Source organism: Bradyrhizobium amphicarpaeae (genome assembly GCF_002266435.3).
GTDB classification, from domain to species: Bacteria; Pseudomonadota; Alphaproteobacteria; order Rhizobiales; family Xanthobacteraceae; genus Bradyrhizobium; species Bradyrhizobium amphicarpaeae.
In genome coordinates this window covers 416,375-437,676 of sequence record NZ_CP029426.2, presented here as the reverse complement: position 1 = coordinate 437,676, position 21,302 = coordinate 416,375, and the positions used below count along the sequence as shown (strand labels likewise).

The 21,302-nt window shown below is 63.9% G+C and carries 19 protein-coding genes and 1 tRNA gene; 13 read left to right on the top strand and 7 right to left on the bottom strand.

The window, feature by feature from the left end; all coding sequences use genetic code 11:
* Positions 1-8: 8 nt before the first annotated feature.
* The 5 genes from darT to CIT40_RS02095 all read right to left on the bottom strand — a co-directional run bounded on the left by darT (position 9) and on the right by CIT40_RS02095 (position 6,260).
* Positions 9-653: a type II toxin-antitoxin system toxin DNA ADP-ribosyl transferase DarT gene (gene darT / locus CIT40_RS02115; protein ID WP_094890771.1), complete on the bottom strand. Its 645-nt coding sequence runs from the start codon at positions 651-653 to the stop codon at positions 9-11.
* A gap of 2 nt (positions 654-655) precedes the next feature.
* A complete protein-coding gene (locus CIT40_RS02110; RefSeq protein ID WP_094890770.1) occupies positions 656-2,071 on the bottom strand; it encodes a restriction endonuclease subunit S in 1,416 nt (471 codons plus the stop codon).
* Positions 2,068-4,050: a type I restriction-modification system subunit M gene (locus CIT40_RS02105; protein ID WP_094890769.1), complete on the bottom strand. Its 1,983-nt coding sequence runs from the start codon at positions 4,048-4,050 to the stop codon at positions 2,068-2,070. Before CIT40_RS02105 ends, CIT40_RS02110 begins: the two co-directional genes overlap by 4 nt.
* A 257-nt stretch (positions 4,051-4,307) precedes the next feature.
* A tRNA-Ser gene (locus CIT40_RS02100) sits at positions 4,308-4,397 on the bottom strand.
* Between the two features lie 732 nt (positions 4,398-5,129).
* Positions 5,130-6,260, bottom strand: coding sequence for an ROK family protein (locus CIT40_RS02095; protein ID WP_094890763.1), 1,131 nt, complete (start codon positions 6,258-6,260; stop codon positions 5,130-5,132).
* A gap of 337 nt (positions 6,261-6,597) precedes the next feature.
* On the opposite strand from CIT40_RS02095, the gene rplU reads away from it, so the two are divergent.
* The 3 genes from rplU to CIT40_RS02080 all read left to right on the top strand — a co-directional run bounded on the left by rplU (position 6,598) and on the right by CIT40_RS02080 (position 8,116).
* The gene (rplU, locus tag CIT40_RS02090) at positions 6,598-6,984 is read left to right on the top strand and encodes a 50S ribosomal protein L21 (RefSeq protein ID WP_094890762.1); all 387 of its coding nucleotides are present in this window, start codon (positions 6,598-6,600) and stop codon (positions 6,982-6,984) included.
* 115 nt (positions 6,985-7,099) lie between these two features.
* On the top strand, positions 7,100-7,369 hold the full coding sequence (gene rpmA, locus CIT40_RS02085; protein WP_008137923.1) for a 50S ribosomal protein L27: 270 nt from the start codon (positions 7,100-7,102) through the stop codon (positions 7,367-7,369).
* Positions 7,370-7,522: 153 nt separating this feature from the next.
* On the top strand, positions 7,523-8,116 hold the full coding sequence (locus tag CIT40_RS02080) for a GNAT family N-acetyltransferase (protein WP_162307314.1): 594 nt from the start codon (positions 7,523-7,525) through the stop codon (positions 8,114-8,116).
* A gap of 40 nt (positions 8,117-8,156) precedes the next feature.
* Here CIT40_RS02080 and CIT40_RS02075 read toward each other — a convergent pair whose 3' ends face one another.
* Positions 8,157-9,071 carry a DMT family transporter gene (locus CIT40_RS02075; protein WP_094890760.1) on the bottom strand — a complete coding sequence of 305 codons (915 nt, stop codon included), beginning with the start codon at positions 9,069-9,071 and terminating at the stop codon, positions 8,157-8,159.
* A 254-nt stretch (positions 9,072-9,325) separates the two neighbouring features.
* Here CIT40_RS02075 and CIT40_RS02070 point away from each other — a divergent pair, with 254 nt between their 5' ends.
* The 3 genes from CIT40_RS02070 (at position 9,326) to CIT40_RS02060 (ending at position 12,785) form a co-directional block, all read left to right on the top strand.
* Positions 9,326-9,808, top strand: a complete 483-nt coding sequence (locus tag CIT40_RS02070; RefSeq protein WP_094890759.1) for a MaoC family dehydratase — start codon at positions 9,326-9,328, stop codon at positions 9,806-9,808.
* 85 nt (positions 9,809-9,893) lie between these two features.
* Positions 9,894-10,934, top strand: coding sequence for a GTPase ObgE (obgE, locus tag CIT40_RS02065; RefSeq protein WP_094890758.1), 1,041 nt, complete (start codon positions 9,894-9,896; stop codon positions 10,932-10,934).
* 216 nt (positions 10,935-11,150) lie between these two features.
* Positions 11,151-12,785, top strand: a complete 1,635-nt coding sequence (locus CIT40_RS02060; protein WP_094890757.1) for an alkaline phosphatase family protein — start codon at positions 11,151-11,153, stop codon at positions 12,783-12,785.
* A gap of 137 nt (positions 12,786-12,922) precedes the next feature.
* Here CIT40_RS02060 and CIT40_RS02055 read toward each other — a convergent pair whose 3' ends face one another.
* On the bottom strand, positions 12,923-13,888 hold the full coding sequence (locus CIT40_RS02055; protein WP_162307313.1) for a Bug family tripartite tricarboxylate transporter substrate binding protein: 966 nt from the start codon (positions 13,886-13,888) through the stop codon (positions 12,923-12,925).
* A 207-nt stretch (positions 13,889-14,095) separates the two neighbouring features.
* Here CIT40_RS02055 and proB point away from each other — a divergent pair, with 207 nt between their 5' ends.
* From proB to CIT40_RS02020, 7 genes are all read left to right on the top strand, one after another.
* Entirely contained in the window at positions 14,096-15,217 is a 1,122-nt protein-coding gene (gene proB / locus CIT40_RS02050) for a glutamate 5-kinase (RefSeq protein WP_094890755.1), read from the top strand.
* Between the two features lie 137 nt (positions 15,218-15,354).
* Complete coding sequence (locus CIT40_RS02045; RefSeq protein WP_094890754.1) at positions 15,355-16,650, top strand: glutamate-5-semialdehyde dehydrogenase; 1,296 nt, start codon at positions 15,355-15,357, stop codon at positions 16,648-16,650.
* 23 nt (positions 16,651-16,673) lie between these two features.
* Positions 16,674-17,318: a nicotinate-nucleotide adenylyltransferase gene (locus CIT40_RS02040; protein ID WP_094890753.1), complete on the top strand. Its 645-nt coding sequence runs from the start codon at positions 16,674-16,676 to the stop codon at positions 17,316-17,318.
* Between the two features lie 236 nt (positions 17,319-17,554).
* Complete coding sequence (gene rsfS, locus CIT40_RS02035; RefSeq protein WP_018318847.1) at positions 17,555-17,911, top strand: ribosome silencing factor; 357 nt, start codon at positions 17,555-17,557, stop codon at positions 17,909-17,911.
* Between the two features lie 109 nt (positions 17,912-18,020).
* Entirely contained in the window at positions 18,021-18,503 is a 483-nt protein-coding gene (gene rlmH, locus CIT40_RS02030; RefSeq protein WP_094890752.1) for a 23S rRNA (pseudouridine(1915)-N(3))-methyltransferase RlmH, read from the top strand.
* Between the two features lie 32 nt (positions 18,504-18,535).
* Positions 18,536-19,876: a murein hydrolase activator EnvC family protein gene (locus CIT40_RS02025; protein WP_094890768.1), complete on the top strand. Its 1,341-nt coding sequence runs from the start codon at positions 18,536-18,538 to the stop codon at positions 19,874-19,876.
* Entirely contained in the window at positions 19,873-21,231 is a 1,359-nt protein-coding gene (locus tag CIT40_RS02020; RefSeq protein WP_094890751.1) for a S41 family peptidase, read from the top strand. The genes CIT40_RS02025 and CIT40_RS02020 overlap by 4 nt, the downstream gene beginning before the upstream one ends.
* The last annotated feature ends 71 nt before the right edge of the window (positions 21,232-21,302 follow it).

Genomic DNA, 21,302 nt, shown 5'->3' with positions numbered 1-21,302 from the left:
CTCCTCATTCAATAGTACCACCCTCGTTTCACTTCGATCGGCGGCTTGTGTGCCGCGCTTTGAGTGGCTGCGGATGCCCGTGTTGCCATTTCCTGCGAGTGAACTCCGATCCTATCAACAAGGTGCCAAGGAAACGACTCTTCGACAAGAAACTCGGCCTGCTTGGCCTCCTTCACGTCTGGAGCCTTGAAATTGGACGTGGCGACAGCATTCCAGTTTATATCGCCGAACCGATCCGCCCCAGTTCGGAACTGCGTATAAGCGGCCCGCGCATTCGCCAGACTGAAAGCCCAGCGCCGATTGTTCTTTTCCGCCCAAGCGACGGTCGAAAGCAGATCCGCCTCCAGATGAATTATCGGTTCCTGCCCACCGCGATAGGTCAGATTTGGATGGTTTGCATACCAGATTATGCTCAGCATGACAGATCTCGGACAGAAATTGAACGGCACATATTCTCCGACGAATGTCCCATCGTGGCACGGCACAGACATAATCAATCGCGCCGCTTTGATCGTTGGCATTCCAATATTGGCAGGTGGCCCGCCGCGCCCAACCATTACTTTGTCCGACCATAGACAACCATCCGCGACAATCGACGCCAAATTGTCGATGTGCACTATGTGATAGATTTTGGGCTGCGCCGGAACGGGCATTGTCAAGCGGCTGCCTCCTCGCTTTCGGTGTCCTCGGCGGCTTCTTCGAGATCATCGCCTTCAGCAACATCGCTGATGGGCTCAGCTTCGGTCGTCTCGGGCAGGCTTGCCGCGAAGGTCCGGACATCGAGCTTACCCGTGACGACGTCGGAGATCAGACGCGTGCGGAATTCTTGGATAAGCGCGACCTCCGTATGGGCGGCATCAATTGCGGCATCGAACTCGCGTATCGCTGACTGCAGGCTATCAACTATTCGAACTTGTTCGTCCCGCTCTGGAAGCGCAACGAAATAGTTTGCAACAAAGTCCGGTGAAATGCGCTGTTGACCAGCAGAGCCAGTCATCGACTCAACGCCCAAACGGCGAAACTGCGCTTCAAACGTCAAAAGATAGAGAAACCTCGGATAAATCGCGGATGTTGCACGCAAGACGATAAATTCGGTCGACCCAAAGCCAACTTCGGTAGGTAGTCGATCCAGAACCGCACCTTTTCCGTTTTCAAAGCACGGCGTAATTTTCGCTAGAATGACATCATTTCGCTCGAAATACGTGAAGCCATTTGCAAGCTCAGAGATCGGTGATTGAAGACTGCTATCTATCTTCCCGTCACTACTGACACGCTCCATGGGAAGAAAAGTCGCGAGGTCTTCAGGAGCGCGGCTTTTGATCGCCATCTTGGATGGATTGATTCTGCAAACGTGCTTCAACCGGGTCAACCTCCACCCCGCAGGCACACCGCCAAGATAAGGAACACCCGACTGCTTCAGGTTTACGTTCGGATCGAGGCCGCGGGTGACTGCGCGATGGATGATCGCCTGCTTCTGCTCGTTCAAAAGCGCGGAGATCTTCTTCTTGGCGCGGATCAGCTTCGCCGTCTGCGCGCCATGCCAATCCAGAAACCGCACGATCAGCCGCTGCTCGTCGAGCGGCGGCATCGGCAAACGAATGTCGTAGAAGTCATCCGTGTAAAGGCGCCAGAACCCCTCAACGATACCCTTGGCCCTGATTCGAAGTTCGACGCGGCATGCCGAGGACTTCAAAACATATTCAAAGAATCTCACGCTGGCGCGCGGCTTGGGCCGCAGCACCGTATAGTCCGGGCTTATCAAGCCGGGCAGCTTCGCGTACGCGAAAACTCCGAGGTGCGCCTTGAGGCGGTTGAGAACGAGATCGTCCTTTTCGACAAGCTTCGCACCGATGTAGCTCTCGGAAACGAGAGACTTTTCGACGAGGCTCGCAGGCACAAGTCCCAGTCTTTGGCTCATCGACAAGTGAGTCTCCTCGCCCGTCATCGAGCGACAATCGACTTCCCGAAAAGCATATTTGCTGCGCAGCACGTCCCAATGCGCCGGCACGTCGCCAAGCCAGGCCAAGCCGCTCGGCTTCATCTCCGGATAGGGACGAAGTCCGTCGATCATCTGGCAGCTCCGATGAGTTCGCTCATCAACCCCTCGGTCTCGCGCTCCAGCGCCCAGATATCGGCGCGGATCGCCTCCAGCGGGCGCAGCGGCTGCGGCTTGTAGAAATAGCGTGTGAAGCTGATCTCATATCCGATCGTCGTTTTGGTCTCGTCGACCCAGGCGTCGGGTGCATGCGGCAGCACCTCGCGGCGAATGAACGCCTCGATCCCGCCGGGCTCCTTGAGCGGCACAGTCTCGGTATCGCGCAGATCACTGTCCGGCTCGTATTCAACCACGCAGCTCTTGCCATCGATGACGAGAGGGAACAATCCATGCAGCGGGTCGGCTTCGACCTTGTCCGCCTTGTGAATCTTACGGATCACCGGCGCGCCGTCCTCGGCAATGCGCCCCTCTTCCTTCAGCGCCTTGATCTCCTTCGGAGTATAGGCCCGCGTCGCGTCAATGCCCGCGGCCCGCAGAGGCCGCTCGACCGTCACCTTGGAATAGCCGAACTCGGCATTATCGAAGATGCGGGATTGCTCGCTCTCGCCGAATGACATGAAGGCGTCGAGAATGCGCTCGATATCGGCATCGGTCAGCTCGCAATTCTTCTTGCCGAGATTCTTGCGCAACGGCTTGAACCATTGGGTTGCGTCGATCAATTGCAACTTGCCACGCCGGGGACCGGGCTTGCGGTTCGACAGCACCCAGACATAGGTGGCGATGCCTGTGTTGTAGAACATGTTGAGCGGCAGCGCGACGATGGCTTCCAGCCAGTCATTCTCGATGACCCAGCGCCGCACATTGCTTTCGCCAGAGCCTGCATCGCCGGTGAACAGCGACGAGCCATTGTGAACCTCGGCGATGCGCGATCCCGATGGCGTATCGTGCTTCATCTTAGACAGCATGTTCGCCAGGAACATCATCTGCCCGTCGCTTGAACGGGTGACGAGACTGTATTCCGGATCGCCGGCATGTTCGATCACGAAGCGCGGATCGCGCAGGCCGGCTTTGCCGCCCATGCGCTCCTGATCGCTCTTCCAGCTCTTGCCGTAGGGCGGATTCGACAACATGAAGTCGAATTCCCGGGACGGAAAAGCATCATTCGCAAGCGTGGACCACTCCGGCCCACCGACCATGTTGTCGGCCTCTTCGCCTTCGCCCTTGAGCAGCAGATCGGCCTTGGCGATGGCGTAGGTCTCGCCGTTGATCTCCTGCCCGAACAGATGGGTGGAGACCTGCTTGCCGTGCTGCGCGGCCAACTCCTTCAGCGTCTCCTCGCCGACGGTGAGCATGCCGCCGGTGCCGCAGGCACCGTCATACAGGAGATAAGTGCCTGACTGGATCTGATCGGCGATCGGCACGAAGATCAGCTTCGCCATCAGCTTGACGGCGTCGCGGGGCGTCCAATGCTCGCCAGCCTCTTCGTTGTTGGATTCGTTGAAGCGGCGAACCAGCTCCTCGAAAATCGTGCCCATCGCGTGGTTGTCGAGGCCGGGATGCTTCTCCGAGCCGTCGCCGTTCAACACCGGCTTCGGGCCGAGATTGATCGAGCTATCGAGAAATTTCTCGATCAGCGTGCCCAGCACGTCGGCCTTCGACAGTTTCGGCAGCTGGTTGCGGAATTCGAAATTGTCGAGGATCACCTGCACGTTCGGCGAAAAGCCATCGAGGAATGCTTCAAAATCGGCTTTCAGCTGGGCCTGCGACGCGCGGTTGCGGAGATCGCGCAGATTGAAGCGCGAGGTGTTGTAGAAGGCTTGTCCGGCCGCCTGGCGCAGCGCAGCGTCCTGATTGGTGATGCCCGCCTTGTCGAGATTGTCCTTCATCGCCAGCACGGCGGCCTTGGTGGGCTCCAGCACCGCATCGAGACGGCGCAGCACCATCATGGGCAAGATCACGTCACGATATTTGCCACGAACATAGAGATCACGCAGAGCGTCGTCGGCAATGCCCCAGATGAAGTTTGCGATCCAGTTCAGATCACCGTTACTCATGCCTTGACTGATCCTTAACCGTCACGGGCTCAGCACGCGCCAAATCGACGTGGCGGCCGAAGCCAAATCTGGCGCCTTTGGCCGATATGTTTTGCAAGTTGCGTTCCCCGAATCACGCGACTTTTGGCCATTCTGGCCTCTTTATCAAGGTTGGCCCCCGTAAGCCGAATACCTGTAGTTGCCTGCCAATCCAGAGCCGGGCGAAGTCGACGGTACGGAAAGAGCGACCAAGAATTTTGGGCGTGTTCTTGGACTTATGGCGGAGAGGGAGGGATTCGAACCCCCGATAGGCTTGCACCTATGCCGCATTTCGAGTGCGGTGCATTCAACCACTCTGCCACCTCTCCTGAAGGCGCCATGGAAGGAGCAGGGCCCCTGTGGTTGGGGGCGTTAATAGGCGAGGATGGCGGGCCAGACAAGGCGGGGAGAGGAAAATCAGCTCCGTTTTCGGCCGGGCAGACGGCCTCAGCGGCTGGAGCGGCAGGTTTCGGCGGCATTTCTTGAAATTTGTGCCGGCAACACGGCGACTGGCACGTGCCGGGTGAGGCGCAGCGCCTCCGAGCCGAATCATCCCTGGCCTCCGCCGGGTGAAGGGGCGTGACGGCTGCGGCTCATTGGAGCGGGCCATTCGTCTCGCGGCCATCCGTCGAGACGCCCGCCTGCGGCGGGCCCTCAGGATGAGGGTCTCGGGTCGTCGCTAGATGGGGATCTTGTCGAGGAGCCCGCTCGCGCGCGCCGAAAAACGGGGTGGGACCGCCAGACGCGGTAAACACTGGCGGTCCCGGTGCCGCTCATTGAAATACTGGCTGGGAAGGGCGGCTTCGCCGGCCAGGTGAGGCGACGATTCGACCGTAGCGTGCGCCGGGCGTGCCGCAATGCAATCCGGTCCTTAACCTAACCGGTCAAGGTTACTCGGGCGCGGCGCTGGGGTTTGGCGAGAGAGCCCCAATGCGGAGGAAGCCCTCTCCCCGGCCCTCTCCCGCATCCGCCTTCGCCCGAAGGCGGGCTTCGGCGAGACAAGCGCGGGAGAGGGGGTGGAGTTCTCGCGTGGCGGCAGATGGGGCTCGTCTTCGAGCGAGCTAGTCGTCCTTCTTGTCCTTGGCTTTTTTCTTGCCGTTCTCGGCGGAGTCCTTGTCCTTGCCGTTCTCCTTGCGGCGGTTGGTGAAGCGGGCGTTGCCGAGGCCGGTGCCGATGGTGAGCACGCCCCAGCGATCGACGTCCTGCATGAACGGCACCTCGGAGAGGCCCTGCACAACGCCGTCATTGTGCATCAGGATCGCGGTGTCGTGCTCGCCGATCTCAGGAATGCCCTCGATCAGGCTCGCGGGCAGGTTGAACTTGCTGCTCTCCCAATTGCCGGGCAGGTTCTGCGCGCCCTTCTCGATCGAGCCGTCGGCATTGATCACGCCGGGACAGGCGATGCCGATGAAGGGCGCGAGCTTGTAGCCCTCCTTCTCGGCTTCGGTGATCAGCCCCTTCAGCATCTTGGTGAGGCGCTTCACCGCGCCTTCGCGCGTCGGCTCGTCGTCGGCATGGCGCCACAGATCGGAATGCACGACCTTGGCCTTCGAGAGGTCCTTGGCCTTCTTCCAGCCGGTTTCGACCAGGCCGCAGCGGATGTTGGTGCCGCCGATGTCGACGGCGAGGATGCTGTCATGGGCCTCGAAGATCCAGGACGGCGCCAGGTGCAGCGCGCCGATCAGGCCGGCTTCGTCGGGATGATGGCGGATCGGCACCAGGTCGATCTTGAAGTCCTCGGACTTCAGGATGATCTCGGTGCGCGCGATCGCGAGCTCGCCGAGCCGGGAATCGCGGAAGCCGCCGCCGACCACGATGCGCTCGGTCTTGGCCCACGCCTTGCTCTTGAGGAAGCGCCGGGTGACATAGGCGAGCTCCTGGGCGAAATCCTCGATGGCGCTGTGCACCACAGCCCAGGCCTCGACGTCGTCGCCGACCAGGATGGCATCCAGCGTCTTCTTGCTGATCTCCTCGCTCGGCTCCTTGCCGAACGGGTCCTCGCCGGTCTTGCGCAGCGGCTTGCGCCAGCGCTCGAGGATCTCGCGGAAGGCGCCCCTGCTGGCGCGGTCGCCGAGAAAGCCGTCCTCGTCCTTCAACTCGATGTTGAAGCCGTCGATCTCCACCGACGGCAGCCGCGCGGATCCGTGATGGGCGATGCCCGTCGTCGTCTTGACCAGTTCGTCCGTTGCCATGATGGCCCCTTGCTGCCCGCGTTCCTGTTCCGGCCGTGACAACGGCGGCGGAACCGGTTTGTTGCAAAGCCGCAGGCGAATTGGCGGAATGCCGCAGGCGGGGCCAAATCCCTCAAATCCGGGCGGTTTTCGCCGGCTTTTCCTTGACTTGGCGCGGCCGGCGGCTATAAGTCCTGCAACCGGCGCGGGGCGTTTCTCGCGCCGCTTGTTTTTGCGTGGGTTTTCAAAGGGATAACTCCCGCCCGCACAAAACTCGCATAAACCCATAGCGACTGACAAAAAGCCGGCCCGGACGATATCAGTCGCGAGGCCGGGATTTGAACACGGAGAAAAAACGATGTTCGCAGTCATCAAAACCGGCGGCAAGCAATACCGCGTCGTGCCGGATGATGTTCTCGAAGTAGGCAAGATCGAAGGCGAAGTCGGCTCGATCATCCAGCTGGGCGAAGTCCTGGTGCTCGGCGGCGACACGCCGACCCTGGGCGTTCCGACGGTGGCCGGCGCGTCCGTCGCGGTCGAGGTGCTCGACCACAAGCGCGGCCCCAAGGTCATCGCGTTCAAGAAGCGCCGCCGCAAGAATTCGCGCCGCAAGCGCGGCTATCGCGACGAGATCACGGTGCTCCGCATCTCCGAGATCCTGACCGACGGCGCCAAGCCCACCAAGGGCCCGCGTCCGAAGCGGGAGAAGGTGGTGAAGGAGCCGGCAGCGGAAGCCGCCGAGTAACGCGAAATCGATCACGCCAATTCACGAATTGATGCGTGAGAAATTTTGAAATGATTCCGTCAAGGAATTGATCTAGACAAGCGCATCATCTTGCGCAGGATTTCGGAGACGAACCATGGCTCACAAAAAAGCAGGCGGTTCATCGCGCAACGGACGCGATTCCAAGGGCAAGCGCCTCGGCATCAAGGCGTTCGGCGGCGAAGTCGTGATTCCCGGCAACATCATCGCACGTCAGCGCGGCACCACCTGGCATCCCGGCCTTAATGTCGGCATGGGCACGGACCACACTCTGTTCGCCAAGATCGAGGGTCGCGTCACGTTCCAGGCCAAAGCCAATGGCCGCACTTTCGTATCGGTGCTCCCGCTCGCAGAGGCGGCTGAATAGACGGCGGATCACATCGGAGTCCGCCGGGTCCTACCGAACCGGCGGAGTCCTTGAGATCACTGAGATCGAAGGCTCCAAGGGGAGGCGGGAAACCGGCCTCCCCTTTTCTTTTGACTTGCTCACTTTGATTTAGTGACTTTCACGGAGCCGGACATGTTGCAGGATTTCTCGAGCGCGACCCTGGCCGAGGCGAGACCCAGCGTCGTCGCCACCGAACGGCTGACCTTGCGGCGACCGACGCTGGCCGACGTCAGGACCATCGCCCACCTCGCCAACGACCGCCGCGTCGCCGAAAACACCCGCCGCCTGCCGCATCCCTATTCGCAGGACGACGCGGTCGCATTCATCCGCGCCACGGCTTCGCTCGGAGCTGAGACCGTGTTCCTGATCGAGCACGATTCGGGGCCGGTCGGCATGGTCGGCATCGATTGCTCGACGCCCGGGAATGCCGAGCTCGGCTACTGGCTCGGCGTCGCGCATTGGGGCCGCGGCTTTGCCACCGAAGCCGCGCGCGGCGCGATCGACTTCTTCTTCGAGGAGTTCGAGGACGAGCACCTCTATGCCGGCGCGCGCGTCACCAACCCGGCCTCGCGCAACGTGCTGGAGAAGTGCGGCTTCCAGTGGAGCGGCGTGCAGCTGCATCGCTTCCTGGCGCTGGGCTCGTCCACGCCGGTCGACTGCTTCCGCCTCTCGCGCGGGGTGTGGTCGTCGCTGAAGAGCTGGAGCAGCGCGCGAAGGATGAGGTAGGCGACGGCGCTTACCCTCCCCCTCCAGGGGAGGGTAAGAGCTATGCCGGCGGATTCACTTCCTCACTCGGGCGCCCGAGATCCCGCTCGCGCAGGTAAATGTAGAACCCGGCGCCGATGATGATGGCGGCGCCGACGAGCGTGGCCATCGACGGCACGTCGCCGAACACGACGAAGCCGAAGATCACGGCCCAGACGATCATCGAATATTGATAGGGCACCACGACGCTGGCCGGCGCCAGCTTCAGCGAGCGGTTGACGCAGAACAGCGCCGTCACCGAGATCAGCCCGGCGGTGGCGAAGATCACGAGGCTGCCGGCCGTCGGCGGCACCCAGTTGAACGCCGACAGCACCGCGCCGAGCGAAAACGTGCCGACGAATTGCGAGGACGCCATCACGATATCGGGCGTCTTGCGCAGGCTGCGCGTAATCAGCATCAGGGTCGCGAAAGAGAGGCTGCCGCCGAGCGCGATCAGCGCCGGCAGGCTGACGGTCTGCGCCGACGGGCGCAGCGCGATCAGCACGCCGCAGAAGCCGATCAGGATCGCAGTCCAGCGCCGCCAACCGACCTTCTCCCTCAAGAAGATCGCCGACATCGCGGTGACGAAGATGGGGCCGGCGAGATAATAGGTGATGACGTCGGCGAGCGGCAGATAGACGGTCGCAAGGAAGAAGGCGGCGACTTCCAGCGTCGACAGCACGACGCGAAACAGCTGCAGGCCCGGCCGCTCCAGCTGCAGGAACTGGTGACGCTGCGTCCAGATCAGCGGCGACAGCAGCAGCAGCGCCGCGCAGGCGCGCAGGAACAGCAATTGTCCCACCGAATAGGTGCCCACCAGGAACTTGCCCATGGCGTCGCCGAACGAGAACATGAAGATCGACAGCACCATCAGCCCGATGCCGGCGAGGCGCGCGGAGCGATCGTCATAGGCGGAGAGGTTTTTGAAGAGGGGCATTGATCGAACTGTGAGGGATCGTCATTGCGAGCGCAGCGAAGCAATCCAGAATCTTTCCGCGGAGGCAGTCTGGATTGCTTCGCTGCGCCCGCAATGACGGTGGAGAGAGCGTCGGGAATCGGCTGGTAGGATCGCTTGCGGTCGTTTTAATGACATGGGCCGCCGCGACAAGCCCGCAGCCACCGAATTGAGCGGGTTGTCGCACTCTTCGCGCCGCGGTAGCGATAGGCAGACCACGAGCAGAGAGCATGGACATGGCCGATTTCGATCCGACCCAGCATCGCATGATCCCGGCGCAGCGCTGGTTTGAGGATTTCGTCGTCGGCGAGCGCTTCGTGATCCCGAGCCGGACGCAGACCCCGGCGATCTTCGCCGCGTTCCAGACCGCGAGCGGCGACACCCATCCGGTGCATTACGATGTCGAATATTGCCGCAGCCGCGGCATGCCGCATCTGCTCGCCCACGGCTTCCAGACCCTGATCCACACCGCACCCGGCGCCGGCCTGTTTCCGTTCATGGTCGAGGAGTCCCTGGTCGGCTTCCTCGAACAGTCAAGCCGGTTCCTCAAGCCCGTGTTTGCCGACGACACGATCTACCCCGCGCTCGAGGTCACCGAGCTGGTGCCGGGCCGCACCACTGGCGCGGTGACGCTGCGCAGCACCGTGTTCAACCAGCGCAAGGAGCTGGTGCTGGAGGGACTACAGAAATTCCTGATCCGGCGCCGGCCGGCCGGTTAAGCAAGGGCCGCAATTCGCGGAAATTAGGCCGATTTGCGGGTCTCTCCGGGTTGCCGCGGGGGACCTGCTGGCCTACCTATGGCCCATGAAATTCCTCGACGAAGCAAAGGTCTATATCCGCTCCGGTGACGGCGGGAACGGCTGCGTGGCGTTCCGCCGCGAGAAGTTCATCGAATTCGGCGGTCCCTCCGGCGGCAATGGCGGCCGCGGCGGCAACGTCATCATCGAGGTCGCCGACGGCCTCAACACGCTGATCGACTACCGCTACCAGCAGCACTTCAAGGCCCAGAAGGGCGAGAACGGCTCGGGTTCGGACCGCCACGGCGCCAACGGCAAGAACATCGTGCTGAAGGTGCCGCTGGGCACGCAGATCTTCGACGAGGATCGCGAGACCCTGATCCACGACTTCACCGATGTCGGCGAAAAGTTCGTGCTGGCCGAGGGCGGCAATGGCGGCTTCGGCAACGCGCATTTCAAGACCTCGACCAATCGCGCGCCGCGCAACGCCAATCCCGGCCAGGTGGGCGAGGAGCGCTGGATCTGGCTGCGGCTGAAACTGATTGCCGATGCCGGCCTCGTCGGCCTGCCCAATGCCGGCAAGTCGACCTTCCTGTCCAAGGTCAGCGCCGCCAAGCCGAAGATTGCCGACTATCCCTTCACCACGCTGCATCCGCAGCTCGGCGTCGTGAACGCCGACGGCCGCGAATTCGTGCTCGCCGACATTCCCGGCCTGATCGAGGGCGCGCATGAAGGCACCGGCCTCGGCGACCGCTTCCTCGGCCATGTCGAGCGCTGCCGCGTGCTGCTGCACCTGATCGACGCCACCTGCGAGCATGCCGGCAAGGCCTACAAGACGGTCCGGACGGAGCTCGACGCCTATGGCGGGCAGCTCACCGACAAGATCGAGATCGTCGCGCTGAACAAGATCGACGCGGTCGAACCGGACGAGCTCAAGAAGCAGAAGGAGCGCTTGAAGCGCGCCGCCAAGAAGACGCCGCTGCTGCTGTCGGCGGTCACCGGCGACGGCGTCAAGGAAGCGCTGCGTGCGCTCGTCGCGGTGATCGGCGATGCCCCGGTGTCGGCCAAGGCCAAGAGCACGGCCGAAGCGGAGCCGTGGTCGGCGTGAGCAATCACCCTTAGTCCCTCATGGTGAGGAGCGCGGAACGCGCGTCTCGAACCATGAAGGCCCGGCTCTCGCCCGCAGCCATCCTTCGAGACGCCCGCTGCGCGGGCTCCTCAGGATGAGGGTCGGTGCTCTTAACGGGAGCAAATCGAGCACCGGCTTGTCTTCGCCGCTCCGATATCGCAGCATCGCACGATCAAAAAACGGCAGGGATGACGCATGGCGCGCGCGAAGAACGTTCTCTGGATCATGTGCGACCAGCTTCGCTATGACTATCTCGGCTGCACCGGCCATCCGACGCTGAAGACCCCGAACATCGACGCCATGGCCAAGCGCGGCGTGCTGTTCAGCAAGGCCTATGTGCAATCGCCGATCTGCGGCCCGTCGCGGATGTCGTTCTACACCGGGCGCTACATGCGTTCGCACGGCTCGCACTGGAACGGCTGGCCGCTGCGCGTCGGCGAGCCCACGCTCGGCGATCACCTGAACAAGATCGGCGTGCGCAACGTGCTGGTCGGCAAGACCCACATGGCGCCCGACCTCGAAGGCATGAAGGCGCTCGGCATCCCGCCGGAATCCGTCATCGGCGTGCATGTCGCCGAATGCGGCTTCGAACCCTATGAGCGCGACGACGGCCTGCATCCCACGGGGCGGCCGCGCCCGAAATACGACGAATATCTGCGCCAGCAGGGTTTTGAAGCAACCAACCCGTGGGAGCACTGGGCCAATTCCGGCGCGGCCGAAGACGGCTCGTTGCAGAACGGCTGGCTACTGGTGCACGCCGACAAGGCCGCGCGCGTGCCGGACGAGCATTCAGAAACGCCCTACATGACGCGCCGCGCAATGGACTTCCTCAGCGAGGCCGAGACCGATGGGCGGCCATGGTGCCTGCATCTGTCCTACATCAAGCCGCACTGGCCCTATATCGCGCCCGAGCCCTACGCCAGCATGTATGCGACCTCAGACATGATCCCGGTGATCCGCTCGATGCGCGAGCGGCAAAATCCGCATCCGGTGTTCGGCGCCTACATGGACATGCGCTACTCCCGCAACATGGCGCGCGACGAGGCCCGCGAGAAGGTGATCCCAACCTATATGGGCCTGATCACCCAGATCGACGACCAGATGGGCGTGCTGATGAAGTTTTTGGAGGCGCGCGGCCTGTTGGAGAGCACCATGATCGTGTTCACCAGCGATCACGGCGATTATCTCGGCGATCACTGGATGGGTGAGAAGGATCTGTTTCACGAGCAGTCGGCAAAAATCCCGCTGATCGTCATCGATCCCTCGCAGGAGGCCGACGCTACGCGCGGCACGCGCAGCGACGCGCTGGTCGAGGCCATCGATCTCGCGCCGACCTTCGTCGACTATTTCGGCGGCAAGGTCCCCGGCCACATCCTCGAGGGACGCTCGCTGCTGCCGCTGCTGCGCGGGCCGACGCCGCCGGACTGGCGCAAGGTCGCGTTCTCCGAATACGACTATGCCATGCAGGACGTGCGGCTGAAGCTGAACCAGCCGATCGAGCGCTGCCGCCTGTTCATGGTGTTCGACGGCCGCTGGAAATACATCCATGCCTCCGGCTTCCGGCCGATGCTGTACGACCTCGAAACCGATCCGGAAGAGTATCTCGATCGCGGCGATGACCCCGACTGCGCCGGCATCATCGCGCGGCTGCAGGCCGAGCTGTTCGACTGGGCGCTGCATCCGAGCGGCCACATCACCACGCCGCGCGAGAAGATCGCGGCTTATGCGGATAACCAGCTGCAGGTGAAGAACGGCGTCCTGATCGGCATCTGGGATGAGGCGGAGCTTGCCGCGATCAAGGACGGCATCGCGCAACGCGCAAAGATGTGAGTAAGCGGAACGAGGCTCTCTCCGTTCGTCATGCCCGGGCTTGACCCGGGCAACCACGTCTTACGGCAATCGCGGACGCACGTGGATGGCCGGGTCAAGCCCGGCCATGACGACTGGGTGTGGGGCGACGAGGGAGTTCAATTCTCGATCTTGTATCCCGTCGCCTTCACGATCGGCTGCCACAGCGCAATGTTCGCGGCGAGCTCCTTGGTCAATCCTTCCGCAGTGCTGCCGACCGGGATCAGCCCGATCGCCGTGAGCTTCTCCTTCACCTCGGGCTTGGCGAGTGCGGCGCTCGCGGCGGCTCCGAGCTTGCCGGCGAACTCCGGCGGGCTGCCGGCCGGAAGCCACATGCCGTACCAGGCGTCCGCGACGAGATCGATGCCGCTCTCCTTCAGCGTCGGGACATCGGGCGCGAAGGGCGAACGCGCCGCGCTCGACACCGCGATGATCTTCACGCCCTTGGCGCGATGCTGCGGCAGCGCATCCGCCAACGTGACGATCCCGAACGAGATGTGGCCGCCGATGAGGTCGTTGAGGATCGGTGCGCTGCCGCGATAGGGCACGCGGGTCAGGGGAATGCCGAGATCCTTCTCGAGCTTGGAGCCCATGAAATGCGGAATGGTGCCGTTGCTCGGCACCCCGAACGAGGCCTTGTCCGGATGCGCCTTCAGCCACGCCACGAAGCTTTTGAAATCGGTGGCGTCGACGCTGGGGTTGATCACCAGCGCGAATTCGAACCGCGCCAGCAGCGACACCGGCACGAAATCCCTGGCGGTATCGAAGCTCGGCGCCGTTTCGACCATCGGCAGCAGGTACATGGTAGGTCCGGTCGTCACCAGCACCATGCTGCCGTCGGGGCTGCCGCCCTTCACCGCCTTGATGCCGATCAGACCGTCGCCCCCGGTGCGGTTCTCGACCACCAGAGTCCGCTGAAGGACCGGCGCCATCTCCTGCGCCATCAGCCGGCACAGCGTGTCGCCGCCCGCGCCTGCCGCGAACGGGAAGATGATCTTGCTCAGCCCGGCCTGCGCTTGCGCCCCACCTGCCTGCGCCAGCAGCGGCAGGCTGATACATCCGGCCATGAATTTGCGGCGATCCATGCGTTTCCCCTCCGACCCTTTGTTGGTTGCCGGCATTAGAACCGGACCGGCGCCCAAGACAAGGCCGACCTTGGTTTGTTTACCACGTCGGCCGCCTTGCGCCGGCCATCGTCCTGCTGCAAAAGCGGGCCCATCGGCGCCGCTCTCTCGCTCCGCCGTTTCCGATGCAGAGCAGATCGTCAAAGCGCGCCAACACCCGAATCACACATGGCCAGTCCCGAACTCAGTCAATTCCGCCGCATCGTCGTCAAGGTCGGCTCCGCGCTTCTGGTCGATTCCGACAAGGGCGAGGTGCGGGCGTCCTGGCTCGCCGCGCTCGCCGACGACATGGCCAAGCTGCACAAGGAGGGGCGCGACGTCCTCGTCGTCTCCTCCGGCTCGATCGCGCTCGGCCGCAGCCGCCTCAAGCTGCCGCGCGGCCCGCTCAAGCTGGAAGAGAGCCAGGCCGCCGCCGCGGTCGGCCAGATCGCGCTGGCGCGGATCTGGTCCGAGGTGCTCGGGGCGCACGGCATCGGCGCCGGCCAGATCCTGGTCACGCCCGGGGATACCGAGGAGCGCCGCCGCTATCTCAATGCGCGCTCCACCATCGGCAAGCTGCTGGAGTGGCGCGCCATCCCCGTCATCAACGAGAACGACACGGTGGCGACCAACGAGATCCGCTACGGCGACAATGACCGGCTCGCCGCGCGCGTCGCCACCATGGCGAGCGCCGATCTGCTGGTGCTGCTGTCCGACATCGACGGGCTCTACGACGCCCCGCCGAAGAACAATCCGAACGCCAGGCTGATTCCGGTGGTCGAGAGCATCTCCTCGGAGATCGAGGCCGTGGCGGGCGATGCCGAGTCCGAGCTGTCGCGCGGCGGCATGCGCACCAAGGTCGAGGCGGCCAAGATCGCGACGACCGGCGGCACGCATATGCTGATCGCCTCAGGCAAGATCGAGCATCCCCTGCAGGCGATCGCCGATGGCGGTCGCTGCACCTGGTTCCTGACGCCGGCCAATCCCATCACCTCGCGCAAACGCTGGATCGCGGGCACGCTGGAGCCGAAGGGCACGCTGACGATCGATGCCGGCGCCGTGACGGCGCTGCGCGCCGGCGCCAGCCTGCTGCCCGCCGGCGTGATCAAGGTCGAAGGCCAGTTCGCCCGCGGCGATGCCGTGATCGTGCGCGGCCCCGATACCAGCGAAGTCGGCCGCGGCCTCATCGCCTACGATGCCGAGGTCGCCGAGCGGATCAAGGGCCGCTCCTCCCCTGATGTGATGACCATTTTGGGCATTAGCGGCCGCTCGGAGATGATCCACCGCGACGATCTCGTGGTGGGCGGGTAGGGGCCGCTGCGGCCCTTTTGCTCGGCCAGTGACCCAGCTTCAACGCAACCCAGGGGTAGCAGCCATACCCGCCCCGCCCTTCGCAAAAGCGGGATTTCCGTGCTAGGACACCGCCTTAGCAGAAGGTTGAAATTCCAATGGCCGCCCCCCTCAAAGCCGTTGACGGCAATGCCGATCTCCAGGCCCTGATGTCCGAACTCGCAGTCAAAGCCCGCGCTGCCGCGCGCGTGCTGGCGCTGGCGCCGCCGGAGCAGAAGAACCGGGCGCTGGAAGCCATGGAGCGGGCGATCCGCGCGAACTCCGCGGCCATTCTCGCCGCCAATGCGGAGGACGTGGCCGAAGCCCGCGCCTCGGGCAACGCCACCTCCTCCTTCATCGATCGCCTGACGCTGACGCCGGCGCGGGTCGAGGGCATGGCCGAGGGCATCGCGACCGTGCGCGGCATCGCCGATCCCGTCGGCATCGTCACCGAGAGCTGGCAGCGGCCGAACGGCATGACCATCGAGCGCGTGCGTGTGCCGCTCGGCGTCGTCGGCGTGATCTTCGAGAGCCGGCCGAACGTCGCGGCGGACGCCGGCGTGCTGTGCCTGAAGTCGGGCAACGCCGTGATCCTGCGCGGCGGCTCGGACAGTTTCCGCTCCTGCCGCGCGATCCATGACTGCCTGGTGCAGGGCCTGCGCGAGGCGGGCCTGCCTGAAGCTGCCATCACGCTGGTGCCGACGCGCGACCGCGCGGCCGTCGGCATGATGCTGTCGGGGTTGAACGGCGCCGTCGACGTGATCGTGCCCCGCGGCGGCAAGAGCCTCGTCGCGCGCGTCGAGCAGGAAGCACGCGTGCCCGTGTTCGCGCATCTCGAAGGCGTCAATCACGTCTATGTCGATGCCAGCGCCGACCTCGCCATGGCGAAGTCGATCGTGCTCAACGCAAAAATGCGCCGCACCGGCGTCTGCGGCGCGGCCGAGACGCTGCTGGTCGATCGCGCTGCTGCGGCCAAGAATCTGAAGCCGCTGGTCGAGATGCTGATCGAAGCCGGCTGCGAAGTGCGCGGCGACGAAATGGTGCAAGCAACGGATGCGCGCGTAAAACCTGCGAGCAAGGATGATTGGGACACCGAATATCTCGACGCGATCATCGCGGCGAAGGTGGTCGACGGCGTCGACGGCGCGATCGCGCACATCCAGAACCACGGCTCGCATCACACCGATGCGATCGTGAGCGCGGACGAGGCGGCTGCGAAGAAATTCCTGAGCGAGGTCGATTCCGCGATCGTGCTGCACAACGCCTCGACACAGTTTGCCGATGGCGGCGAGTTCGGCTTCGGCGCCGAGATCGGGATTGCGACCGGCCGCTTTCACGCCCGCGGCCCTGTCGGCGCCGAGCAGCTGACGAGCTTCAAATATCGCGTTCACGGCACCGGACAGACGCGGCCGTAAGTCATGGCGCGAGGCGCGGGGCATTGAGCAACAATTTCGTCGCGCCACGGTTCTTCGCGCAGGCCACACCGCCCTATACGAAGGGCATGCGCGTCGGCCTGCTCGGCGGGTCGTTCAATCCGCCGCACGAGGCCCATCGCGCGATCAGCCAGTTCGCACTGAAGCGCCTTCAGCTCGATCGCGTCTGGTGGCTGGTGACCCCCGGCAATCCGCTGAAGGAGAACGGTACGCTGCACGAACTCGGCGAGCGCATGCAGGCGGCACGCGACGTCGCCGACGACCCGCGGATCGAGGTGAGCTGTCTCGAATCCGTCATTCGCACCCGCTATACTATCGACACGATCAACACCTTGCGCCGCCGTCTCAGTGGCTTGCGCTTTGTCTGGATTATGGGCGCTGACAACCTCGCTCAATTCCATCGTTGGCAGCACTGGCGGCGCATCGCCGACCAGGTGCCGATTGCGGTCATCGATCGCCCGCCGCAGAGTTTTCGCGCCCTCGCCTCGCCCGCCGCCCAGGCGCTGGCGCGCTACCGCGTGCCCGAGAATGAGGCAGCATTGCTTGCGGATCGGCCGGCCCCGGCCTGGATCTTCCTGACCGGATTGAAGCTCAATCTCTCCTCGACCGGCTTACGGAACCCGGACGGGAGCTGGAAAGGTACGAAGTGAGACGGAGTGGCGGCGTCGTGGGGACGTCGGGCTCTCTGGCATATTGAAACCCTTAACCCCACATGATGTAGTGTAACCGGTGAGCACCGGATTCGGTGTTCGCGATACAGTGAAAGGAATGGTCCCTGACCACATCTGTATTGTCCAAGTCAACTTCAGCGAAGCCAGCTTCGACGAAGTCTGTTTTACCCAAGGTTGCCAAGCCGGCGCGTAAAACATCGGCCAAAACTGCGGCCTTGAAGGCGCAACCCGACGCCGACAAGACGCTGAGCCTGATCCTCTCCCGCCTCGAGGACATGAAGGCGGAAGAGACGGTCACCATCGACCTTCGCGGCAAATCGGCGTACTCCGACTACATGATCGTCACCACCGGCCGAGTGAACCGGCACGTCGGCGCGATCGCGGAAAACGTCGCCAAGGGCCTCAAGGAAAACGGCATCAAGAACATCCATGTCGAGGGCTTGCCCAATTGCGACTGGGTGTTGATCGATTCCGGCGACGTGATCGTGCACGTGTTCCGACCCGAGGTCCGCGAGTTCTACAATCTCGAGCGATTGTACACGCAGGGTCCAGGGGCGGCGAAAGCGATCTAGGCGAAGGCGGCCAGGTTCACCCGGCCGATTTCGAATCGGCTGACGCGCATGCTAGCGTCGTGCGCGCGCCATTTGCGCGCGGTCCTGAAAACACGACCCTGAAGACATCATGCGCGTTGCTGTCATTGCGGTGGGCCGGCTGAAGCAGGGCCCCGAACGGGAACTTGCCGACCGCTATTTCGAGCGGTTCGACGAGGCCGGCCGCAAGCTCGGATTCCGCGAGCTGCTGGTCCACGAGATCCCCGAGAGCCGCGCACGCGACACCGCGACGCGGATGACCGAAGAGGCTGCCGCGATCTCAGCGCATATCCCGGACAAATCGATCCTGGTGGCACTGGACGAGCGCGGGCAAAATCTCGACTCCACCGTATTCGCACGGCAGCTCGGACGCTGGCGGGACGAAGGTGCCGGCCATACTATCTTCGTGATCGGAGGGGCGGACGGACTTTCGCCCGAATTGCGCCGTAAGGCCAAGCTTGCGATCGCGTTCGGCTCTGCGACCTGGCCGCACCAAATGGTCCGCGTCATGCTTCTGGAACAGCTTTATCGGGCCGCCACCATTCTGGCCGGCCACCCCTATCACCGCGCGTGATGCGCGCCACAACGAGCACCTTTGCCGACACGATGCGAGCGCCGCTCCTCAACCTGCTGCTGATCACTGGCGTCGCCGGCGCAAGCCTCGCGCAAGCTTGCATAAGCCTGGCGCAAGCCCAGACGGCGGCGCCGCAGACCGCCGCGGTTTCGCCCGATGCCATCAGGCAGCGCGAGCAGGAGCTGGAAGCCGCACGCGCCAGGCAGAAGAGCGCGGAAGAAGCCCAGGCCAAGCTCAAGGCGGAGATCACCTCGCTCGGCCAGGACCGCACCCAGCTCAACCAGCAGCTGATCGACACCGCCGCCAATGTGCGCAGCGTCGAGACCAAGATCGACGAGACCGAAGCCCGGCTGCGCGCGCTCAACGGACGCGAGCAGGCGATGCGCAGCTCGCTCGATTCGCGCCGCGCCGACATCGTCGAGGTGCTGGCGGCCCTGCAGCGGGCCGGCCGGCGTACGCCGCCTGCGCTGCTGGTGCGGCCCGAAGATGCGCTGCAATCGCTGCGCACCGCGATGCTGCTCGGCGCTGTGGTGCCGGAGCTGCGTGGCCGCGCCGAAAAGATCGCAAGCGAGCTCGGCGAGCTCGTCGCCTTGCGCAAGAATATCGCCACCGAGCGCGACCAGCTCGCCTCCGACCGCGACAAGGTCAGGAGCGACCAGACCCGGCTCACCGCCCTCGTCGACGAGCGGCAGCGCCAGCAGGCGGCGCGCGAAAAGGATCTCAACGCCGAGAATTCGCGCGCGATCATGCTTTCAAAGCAGGTCGGCGATCTCCAGGGCCTGATCACCAAGATGGAGCAGGATCTGCAGAGTGCCGCCAAGGCCGCCGAGAAGGCGGCCGAAGCTGCCAAGCTGGCCGAAGCCAAGGCGGCCGCCACCGCGAAACCCGGCCCGGGCGTGTTCAAGGACCGGTCCCGGACCACCCCCGCGATCGTCTTTGCTTCCGCCAAGGGCCTCCTGCCTCTCCCGGTTAACGGTAACAAGATCAGGGATTTTGGCGGTTCCGACGGGGTCGGCGGGGTCCAGAAAGGCATTTCGCTGGCGACCAAGCCCGGCTCCCAGGTCACAACGCCGTGTGACGGCTGGGTGGTCTATTCAGGTCCGTTCCGCAGCTATGGACAACTCTTGATCCTCAATGCCGGGGGCGGGTATCATGTCCTGATCGCCGGGATGGAGCGCATTTCGGTCAACATCGGACAGTTTGTGCTCACGGGGGAGCCGGTTGCGACGATGGGATCGACCTCTCAGGTCGCCTCCATTCTCGCGACGAACGCGAGTCAACCTGTGCTGTATGTCGAGTTCCGTAAGGACGGCACTCCAATCGATCCAGGCCCATGGTGGGCCGCAAATGAAGGCGAGAAGGTTCGCGGATGATGCGCAAGACTTCAGTAATCCTCCTCAGCGCGGCCACCGGTGCGGCGCTGATGCTGTTCGTGACCCAGCCGCGCGCGGTGTTCATGGGCTCCAGCGCGCGAGCCGCCACCGCGGACACCTATCGCCAGCTCAATCTGTTCGGCGACGTCTTCGAGCGCGTGCGCTCCGACTATGTCGAGAAGCCCGACGACACCAAGCTGATCGAATCCGCCATCAGCGGCATGCTCACCGGCCTCGATCCGCATTCGAGCTACATGGACGCCAAGAGCTTCCGCGACATGCAGGTGCAGACCCGCGGTGAGTTCGGCGGCCTCGGCATCGAGGTCACGATGGAAGACGGCCTGATCAAAGTGGTCTCGCCGATCGACGACACCCCCGCTTCGCGCGCCGGCGTCATGGCCAACGACATCATCACCAATCTCGACGACGAGGCGGTGCAGGGCCTGACCCTGAACCAGGCGGTCGAGAAGATGCGCGGCCCGGTCAACACCAAGATCAAGCTCAAGATCATCCGCAAGGGCCAGGACAATCCGATCGACGTCACGCTGGTGCGCGACAACATCCGCGTCCGCTCGGTGCGCGCGCGCGTCGAGGCCGACGACATCGCCTACATCCGCATCACCACCTTCAACGAGCAGACCACCGAGGGCCTGAAGCGCGAGGTCGCCAACCTCTCGAATCAGATCGGCGACAAGCTGAAGGGCTTCATCATCGACCTCCGCAACAATCCGGGCGGCCTGCTCGAGGAAGCGGTCACCGTCTCCGACTCGTTCCTGGAGAAGGGCGAGATCGTCTCGACCCGCGGCCGCAATGCCGAGGAGACCCAGCGCCGCACCGCGCATGCCGGTGACCTCACCAAGGGCAAGCCGGTCATCGTGCTGGTCAATGGCGGCTCGGCCTCGGCGTCGGAAATCGTCGCCGGCGCGCTGCAGGACCACAAGCGCGCGACCATCGTCGGCACGCGCTCGTTCGGCAAGGGCTCGGTGCAGACCATCATCCCGCTCGGAAGCGGCAATGGCGCGCTGCGGCTGACCACGGCGCGCTACTACACGCCGTCGGGCAAGTCGATCCAGGCCAAGGGCATCGTGCCCGACATCGAAGTGCTGCAGGACGTGCCGGACGAGCTGAAGTCGCGCACCGACACCAAGGGCGAGGCTTCGCTGCGCGGCCATCTCAAGAACGACGGCGACGAGAAGACCGGCTCGCAGTCCTACGTCCCGCCGGACGCCAAGGACGACAAGGCGCTCAAGCTCGCCGACGACCTGCTCCACGGCATCAAGAACAGCGCCTCCGCCGCGCCCACCCCGGGCGGCGACAACAAGGCCACGACCGACAAGCCCAAAGCGGCGAACTAGGTCGGCGAACCAAGGCGGCGCATTGCGCGATCCGACGAAAGGGCGGCTCCGGGAGCCGCCCTTTTTGCTTG